The sequence below is a fragment of the uncultured Caldilinea sp. genome (genome assembly GCF_937128415.1).
Lineage (GTDB): Bacteria > Chloroflexota > Anaerolineae > Caldilineales > Caldilineaceae > Caldilinea.
Genome location: NZ_CAKZMJ010000011.1, coordinates 23,365 through 30,617, shown reverse-complemented (window position 1 = coordinate 30,617; position 7,253 = coordinate 23,365). Strand labels below are relative to the sequence as shown.

Annotated in this window: 7 protein-coding genes; all 7 read left to right on the top strand. The window is 61.7% G+C overall.

The genetic code is table 11. The features are described from left to right. Window positions 1-163 precede the first annotated feature (163 nt). The 7 genes from Q0367_RS01800 (at window position 164) to Q0367_RS01770 (ending at window position 7,252) form a co-directional block, all read left to right on the top strand. Window positions 164-1,015 (top strand): SdrD B-like domain-containing protein, encoded by an 852-nt coding sequence (locus tag Q0367_RS01800; protein WP_297640168.1) that lies wholly within the window; start codon window positions 164-166, stop codon window positions 1,013-1,015. Between the two features lie 184 nt (window positions 1,016-1,199). Further along, window positions 1,200-2,558 carry a gluconeogenesis factor YvcK family protein gene (locus tag Q0367_RS01795; RefSeq protein WP_297640169.1) on the top strand — a complete coding sequence of 453 codons (1,359 nt, stop codon included), beginning with the start codon at window positions 1,200-1,202 and terminating at the stop codon, window positions 2,556-2,558. Window positions 2,559-2,710: 152 nt separating this feature from the next. Then, window positions 2,711-3,721, top strand: coding sequence for a type I glyceraldehyde-3-phosphate dehydrogenase (gene gap, locus Q0367_RS01790; protein ID WP_297640170.1), 1,011 nt, complete (start codon window positions 2,711-2,713; stop codon window positions 3,719-3,721). A 207-nt stretch (window positions 3,722-3,928) separates the two neighbouring features. Further along, window positions 3,929-5,110, top strand: coding sequence for a phosphoglycerate kinase (locus tag Q0367_RS01785; RefSeq protein ID WP_297640171.1), 1,182 nt, complete (start codon window positions 3,929-3,931; stop codon window positions 5,108-5,110). A 6-nt stretch (window positions 5,111-5,116) separates the two neighbouring features. Next, on the top strand, window positions 5,117-5,500 hold the full coding sequence (locus Q0367_RS01780) for a hypothetical protein (RefSeq protein ID WP_297640172.1): 384 nt from the start codon (window positions 5,117-5,119) through the stop codon (window positions 5,498-5,500). A 77-nt stretch (window positions 5,501-5,577) separates the two neighbouring features. Continuing rightward, window positions 5,578-6,342, top strand: coding sequence for a triose-phosphate isomerase (gene tpiA / locus Q0367_RS01775; RefSeq protein WP_297640173.1), 765 nt, complete (start codon window positions 5,578-5,580; stop codon window positions 6,340-6,342). A 61-nt stretch (window positions 6,343-6,403) separates the two neighbouring features. Next, window positions 6,404-7,252 carry an exosortase/archaeosortase family protein gene (locus Q0367_RS01770; protein WP_298980713.1) on the top strand — a complete coding sequence of 283 codons (849 nt, stop codon included), beginning with the start codon at window positions 6,404-6,406 and terminating at the stop codon, window positions 7,250-7,252. Window position 7,253: the final 1 nt, after the last annotated feature.

Here is a 7,253-nt window from a genome sequence, read left to right as displayed (position 1 = left end):
ATTTTACTTTTTCAATCTCGTCATTATGGCATACAGAGCGCCAATTGTGATAAGATGAAAAAGCATTCGCATATTCGGAAGGCCGTCATCGACTTCTGTGACAGAGCTTGTGGCGGATGTTGCAGAGGATCGACGACCTTGAAAGTTGACTCGAAGGAGCATTATGAGCGTACAAAATGAATCCCTTGACATGAAAAGCAGCGAGCGGAAACTCTCCGCCCCGGAGCTGGAGTATAAGGCGGCCTCTCAAGATTCGCTGTCCATGTTCTTTGCGGCGATCGGCGGCGCCGTGTTGGGCACACTGGCCACCTTGCTGGTGTTGGCGATCATCAACGGCGGCACGCTCAATTTCACCCGGCCCGAACGCCTGGCGGTGATGGAGTCCAATCTGGCGCGCGTCAGCGAAAACGTCGGCGCAGTCAGCCAAAATCTCGACATTGTTGCGTCGCAGGTCACCGAGGTGCGCGACCAGCTGGCCCGCGCCCGCAGCGAGCTCGACGCCGCCGCGGCCAAACTCCAGAACCACGACTCGGCGCTGACGAATCTGCAGAATGCAGTCGCCGGCCTGGCGGTTACAGGGGAGCGCTTCGATGTCTTCGTCGCTGCGCTCGACCAGGCGCTGATTTCTATGCGCAAGATCGAGGGGAGCGCCGTCGCCACCAGGACGCCGACGCGCGCCATCGCCGCGCCTTCCATCATTGTGAACGACGCCTCTGTGCCGGCGGACGCCATCGCCGTGCTCTTCTTTGTCGATCATAACGGCAACGGCGTGATGGATGCGGACGAAGTCAACCTGACCGGCGTCAAGATACGCGTGACCGACGCCGACGGCGCTCTGGTCGGCGAGTTTGTGTCGGATGACGCCGGCGTGATGGTGGAGAACCTGGCGCCGGGCGCATACACCATCAGCGTGGTGGACACGGCGGGCCACGCCACCCTGAGCGAAGAGATCGAGGTCACGGTGCAGGCGGACGCAACCGAAGGGCAAATTCTGTACGTGCCGATGGCCCGGTGACAACGCATTTGTGCGCAGACGGTCGCTCCTAGCGTCGGCGCGCATCACGCAGTTCATTGGGCGCCCCTGACGAACAGCACCTGCGTCTGACCTGAGGGATGCATTTCGTCGAGGACGCCAGGGTCGATCCCCGTCAGCGCCGGTGGAAATCCGTCGGCGCCTGACGGGGATTTTTCATATCTCTATGTTCGCTCGAACCTCACACACCCTGCGCGCTATCCAGAAATGGCTGTGGATGCTTCGCCCGGGCGGCGGCGTCAAACGGTGGGTCTTCGCCACGCTGACAGGACTTTTTTTGACCAGCCTTGGACTGGCGCTGCTGTTGCTCGCACTGATTGCCGAAAGTCCTCTCCATCACCTCCTTCTCGACTTTTTACCGGATTGGCTGCGCGCCCTGTTGTTGGTTCTGATCGGGGCGCTGATCGGAGGGGTCGGCGCCTGGCGGCTGCGCACGCTGTTCGAGCGCAACGTGTGGCCGGAGCTGCACACGCCTGAAGGCCAGGCCATGCTACGCGCATTCATCAAACGCCAGCAGCGTCGCCAGGGGCCGCGCGTGGTGGCGATCGGCGGCGGCACGGGCATGCCGCAACTGCTGCGCGGCCTGCGCGAATACACCGACAACATCACCGCCATCGTGACCGTGGCGGACGACGGCGGCAGCAGCGGACGCCTGCGTCGGCAGACCGGCGCGCTTCCGCCGGGCGATTTTCGCAACAACATCGCTGCGCTCAGCGACGCCGAAGGGCTCATGAAAAGCCTCTTTCAGTATCGCTTCCCGGAAACAGAGCTGACCAACGGCGAAGACGGGCGCAGCGACTTAGCCGGTCACAGCTTCGGCAATCTCTTCATCACGACGATGGCGGCGATCACCGGCAGCTTCGAGGCGGCCATCGCCGAAAGCAGTCGCGTGCTGGCGGTGCGGGGAAGAATTCTGCCCAGCACGCTGGAAAACGTCACGCTCTGCGCCGAGGTGCGACGCACCACCGAAGATGGGCGCACCGAATGGGTGACCGTGCAGGGAGAAAGCAATCTGCCCCGATCCGCCGGTCAAATTGAGCGCGTCTACCTCCAACCTGCCCACGCACGCGCCTACCCGGAGGCGATTCGCGCCATTCTGCAGGCGGACCTGATCGTGGCGGGGCCAGGGAGCTTCTACACCAGCGTGCTGCCCAATCTGCTGGTCGAAGCGATCCGCGACGCCATCCTCGCCTCGTCGGCCGTGCGCATCTACATCTGCAACGTCGCGACGCAGCCGGGCGAAACTGATGGCTACACAGTGCTCGACCATCTGCGCAAGCTGCGCGAACACATCGGCGACGCCTTTTTGATGGCGCTGGCCAATGACAACTATGACCTCCGGACGCAGCCCTCCCCTTCCGCCCAATGGGTGACGATTCCTCCGGCCAGCGAATGGGGAGAATTTCAAATTTTCTCCGGCGATGTCGTCGATGCGGAGCGGCCCTGGCGCCACGACTCCCGCAAGCTCGCCGCCCGCCTGATGGAAATTTACACAAAACTCGCCGAGAGATCACACAAAGTGTAAACTATACAATTTGCGGCCAACGATGATAAAATAAGATTGATTGTACTTTGACGCAACATCGACCAAATAAGATGGACAACAGGTGCAACCCTCGCTGACGCAATCATAAAAAAATGTCACATTTCCATTTACCCAGATAAGGAGAGATTCAAATGGCTATCAAAGTTGCGATCAATGGATTTGGCCGCATCGGACGACAGGTCACCAAAGCGTTGTTCGAGAGTTATCGCGGCAAGTTCGACCTCGTCGCCGTCAACGACCTGAGCGACACGGCGACCAACGCTCACCTTTTCAAGTATGACAGCAACTACGGCGCCTTTCCCGGCAAGGTCGAGGTGATGGATGGCGACCTGGTGATCGACGGCGACCGCATCAAGGTGCTGGCGGAGAAGGATCCGAGCAAGCTGCCGTGGGCGGACCTGGGCGTCGACATCGTGGTCGAGAGCACCGGCATCTTCACCTCCCGCGAGAAGGCCGAGCTGCACCTCCACGCCGGCGCCAAAAAGGTTATCATCAGCGCACCGGCCAAAGGCGAAGATCTCACCGTCGTGTTGGGCGTCAACGAGGACAAGTACGACCCGGCCAAGCACCACATCGTCAGCAACGCCAGCTGCACGACCAACTGTCTGGCGCCGGCCGCCAAAGTCCTCAACGACCTGGCCGGCATCCAGCAGGCGTTGATGACGACGGTGCACGCCTATACCAACGATCAGCGCATTCTCGACCTGGTGCACAAAGACCTGCGCCGCGCCCGCGCTGCGGCGTTGAGCATCATCCCGACCACCACCGGCGCAGCCAAGGCGGTCGCCCTGGTGATCCCGGAGCTGAAGGGCAAGTTCGACGGCTACGCCCTGCGCGTGCCGACGCCGACGGTCTCAGTCGTGGACTTTGTCGCCACCGTGGAGAAGGAAATCACGAAGGACGAGCTGTTCGCCGCCTTCGACGCTGCAGCCGCCGGCCCCATGAAGGGCATCTTGCAGGTGGTGCGCGAGCCGCTGGTCAGCATCGACTTCAAGGGCAGCCCCTACAGCAGCTCGGTGGACTATGAATTCACCAACGTCTACGGCAAGATGGTCAAGGTCGTCACCTGGTACGACAACGAATGGGGTTACAGCATGCGCGTCGCCGATCTCATCAACTATATGGCGGAGAAGGGCGTCTAAGGTGCAGAGAGCATAGGAGAGAAAACGAGAGGGGAGAGATGGAGAATTGGATGGGTGTGCGAGGAGCTCAGATGCATCGACCGTCCTCCCCGCTTCTCCATCGCCTGTTTCCTGGTCTCTGCTTGAGTGACGTGAATTGTGCCCGAAGCGTGGCGCGCAGGAATTGACTGTGCGCCACGCTTTTTATCCTTCCAAAGGACGCATCGTATGAAGAAAAAAACAATCCGCGACATCGATTGGCAGGGCAAAAAGGCTCTGGTGCGCGTCGATTTCAACGTGCCGCTGGATAAAACGACCGGCGCCATCACCGACGACGCGCGCATTCGTGCAGCGTTGCCGACCATTCAATACTTGCTCGATCACGGCGCTGCAGTGATTCTGATGAGTCACCTGGGGCGCCCGAAAGAGGGGCCGGACCCGAAGTACAGTCTGAAGGTGGTCGCCGACCATCTGGCGACGCTCCTCTCTGCGCCGGTCAAATTCGTTGGCCAGACCACAGGGCCGGAGGCGGAGGCCGCCGCAGCTGCGCTCAAGCCGGGCGAGGTGCTGGTGCTGGAAAACACCCGCTTCGACAAGCGCGAGACCAAAAACGATCCCACCATGGCGGCGGAGCTGGCCAAACTGGGCGACGTCTACGTCAACGACGCCTTCGGCAGCGCCCATCGCGCCCACGCCAGCACTGAAGGCGTGGCGAGGCTGTTGCCGGCGGTGGCGGGCTTCCTGATGGAGAAGGAGCTAACCTATCTCGGCAAGGCGCTGGAAAATCCAGAACGCCCCTTCATCGCCATCCTGGGCGGCGCTAAAATCAGCGACAAGATCGGCGTCATCTCCAATCTGCTGAAGAAAGTCGACGCCATCCTGATCGGCGGGGGCATGGCCAACACCTTCCTGGCTGCGCAGGGGTTCAACATGGGCAAGAGCCTGGTTGAAACCGATGCGCTCGACACGGCGCGCGAGCTGCTGGCCAAAGGCGGCGATCTGATTCATCTGCCTGTCGACCTGCGCGTGGCCGACGCCTTTGCGCCCGACGCCAACGACAAGGTGGTTCCCGTCAACGAAGTGCCTGCAGACTGGATGGCGCTCGACATCGGCCCGGCCACCATCGCCCATTTCGCCAATCGTCTCGCCGGCGCGAAGACGGTGGTCTGGAATGGCCCTATGGGCGTCTTTGAATTTCCCAAGTTCGCCCAGGGCACCTTCGCCATCGCCGAGATTCTGGCGGGATTGCAGGGCGCAACGACGATCATCGGCGGCGGCGACAGCGCTGCGGCCATTCGCGAGGCCGGCCTGGAGGACAAGATGTCGCATGTCAGCACGGGCGGCGGCGCCAGCCTGGAATTTCTGGAAGGCATCGAGTTGCCCGGCGTGGCTGCGCTCAACGACAAATAAAGGACCATGAACCTATTTGCAAGATTGCTGGCGGCCCTGCGCGGCAAAGGCCCGCCCGGCGCCGACCGCTACCTGCCCATCTATGTCTTCAGCCATCGCTGCCGCGAGCCGATCAAAGGACAGGTCGATCTCCTCAACGAGCTGAGCCTGGCCGAAGAAAACGGCGGCTACTATGTGCGCAAGGTGCTCCACACCTCTGGCCGCAACCGCTGTTTCGCCCAGGTCGAAGTGCAGCTCTGGCTCGACGACAAAAAACAGGTGACGCACTACGAAGTCCAGGGCGGGCGCTGGCTGACGGCGGAAGAATACGCCGCCGAACTCGAACGCCAGGCGCAGGCAGAGTCGACGTCTGAAGCAAACGACGCCTCAGAAACGGACGATAAGCGCTAAACGAACTCTTGAAAGCCAGCGCGCGTCAGAGCAACGAATGAGACGCCTCTCAACCTAAACAGTGAAGGAGCGATAGTATGCGCAGGCCCATGATGGCTGGCAACTGGAAAATGAACAAAACGATCGACGAAGCGGTGACGCTGGCGCGCGCCATTCGCGAGCAGGTCAACGACGTCGCCAACGTCGATTGCGTGGTCTGCCCTCCATTCATCGACATCCCTGCGGTGAGCGAAACGCTCAAAGGCAGCAACATCGCCGTCGGCGCGCAAAACATGCACTGGGCGGAGAGCGGCGCCTACACCGGCGAGATCAGCGCTCCGATGCTCAAAGGGCTTGCGACCTATGTGATCATCGGCCACAGCGAACGTCGGCAATACTTCGCCGAAACCGACGAAACGGTCAACAAGAAAGCGCACAGCGCCGTAGCGGCGGGACTGACGCCGATCCTCTGCGTCGGCGAATCGCTGGAGCAGAATGAGCGCGGGGAGACGCAGGCCTTCGTCAGCGGCCAGGTGCGCGCTGCACTGGCCGGCTTCACCGCCGACCAGGTGAAGCAGATCATCATCGCCTACGAACCGATCTGGGCCATCGGAACGGGCAAGGCGGCCACTGCGCAGCAGGCCAACGACATCTGCGGCGGCGTGGTGCGCAAGACCGTGGGCGAGATGTTCGGCGCAGAAGCCGCCGCCGCCATCCGCATTCTCTACGGCGGCAGCACCAACGAAAAGAACATCGGCGAAATCATGGCGCAGCCTGACATCGACGGCGCCTTGATCGGCGGCGCTTCGCTCAAGGTCGAGAGCTACGCCGCCATGGTGAAGATCACGAGTGGATTGTATTGAGAAGTGGGGAGGAGAGGCTGCCGGCTTTCCCTCTCCTCTCCTCGTTCCCAGATAGGTGCGCATGCAGCGATTCGATCTCCGAGAGCTCTGGTTGCCGGTCGCGGCAATGATCGGGTATGCACTCATCACGTGGCCGGTGTGGCAGTGGCTCTGGTTTGAGTGGATGTCGAACGAGTATTACAGCCACGGGCTTCTGATTGCGCCCGTGGCGTTGTTTCTCGCCATTCAACGCGTTCGCAACGACCCGCAACTGCGTTTGAGATTTGCCAACCGCGAGGGAGCCGGTCTGCTCTTGCTGGGAGCGACGCTGGCGTTCTATCTGTACGCGCTGCAGCAACGCGCCTACTATCTGGCCGCCTTCGCCATGATCGGCATGCTGGCGGGCGCGGTGTGGACGCTTGCGGGCGCAGCAGCTCTGCGCCGACTGGCCTTTCCCATCGGCTACCTCGCTTTGATGGTGCCCCTGCCCGTCCTGGATCGCATCACGTTGCCATTGGCGCTTTTCACCGGCTACTGTTCCGGCGCCCTCGTGCAATTCCTGGGCCTGGACGTCACCATCACGGGCAACGCCGTCACGCTGCCCAATGCAGAGCTGGTGATCGGCGCGCAATGCAGCGGCGTCAACTCGCTGATCAGCCTGGTTGCGCTGTTGACGCTGGTCGCCTACCTGCTGGAGGGTTCGGTCGGCGCGCGCCTCTTGCTGACGGCGCTGGCCCTTCCTCTGGCGCTGCTCGGCAACATTCTGCGCGTGGCGGCGTTGCTCTTCGTTGCCCGCGCCTGGGGCGCGGAGGCCGGCTTCACCTTCTATCACGACTACTCCGGCGTTCTCTTCTTTCTCGCCATGGTAGCGCTGACGCTGCCGCTCACGCGTGCGCTCCGTTTCGGTTCTCTGCGGCCAGAGGTCATCTGAT

Coding starts and splice junctions, on each gene's coding strand:
- Q0367_RS01800 (WP_297640168.1), top strand. CDS start 164: ATGAGCGTACAAAATGAATCCCTTGACATGAAAAGCAGCGAGCGGAAA.
- Q0367_RS01795 (WP_297640169.1), top strand. CDS start 1,200: ATGTTCGCTCGAACCTCACACACCCTGCGCGCTATCCAGAAATGGCTG.
- gap (WP_297640170.1), top strand. CDS start 2,711: ATGGCTATCAAAGTTGCGATCAATGGATTTGGCCGCATCGGACGACAG.
- Q0367_RS01785 (WP_297640171.1), top strand. CDS start 3,929: ATGAAGAAAAAAACAATCCGCGACATCGATTGGCAGGGCAAAAAGGCT.
- Q0367_RS01780 (WP_297640172.1), top strand. CDS start 5,117: ATGAACCTATTTGCAAGATTGCTGGCGGCCCTGCGCGGCAAAGGCCCG.
- tpiA (WP_297640173.1), top strand. CDS start 5,578: ATGCGCAGGCCCATGATGGCTGGCAACTGGAAAATGAACAAAACGATC.
- Q0367_RS01770 (WP_298980713.1), top strand. CDS start 6,404: ATGCAGCGATTCGATCTCCGAGAGCTCTGGTTGCCGGTCGCGGCAATG.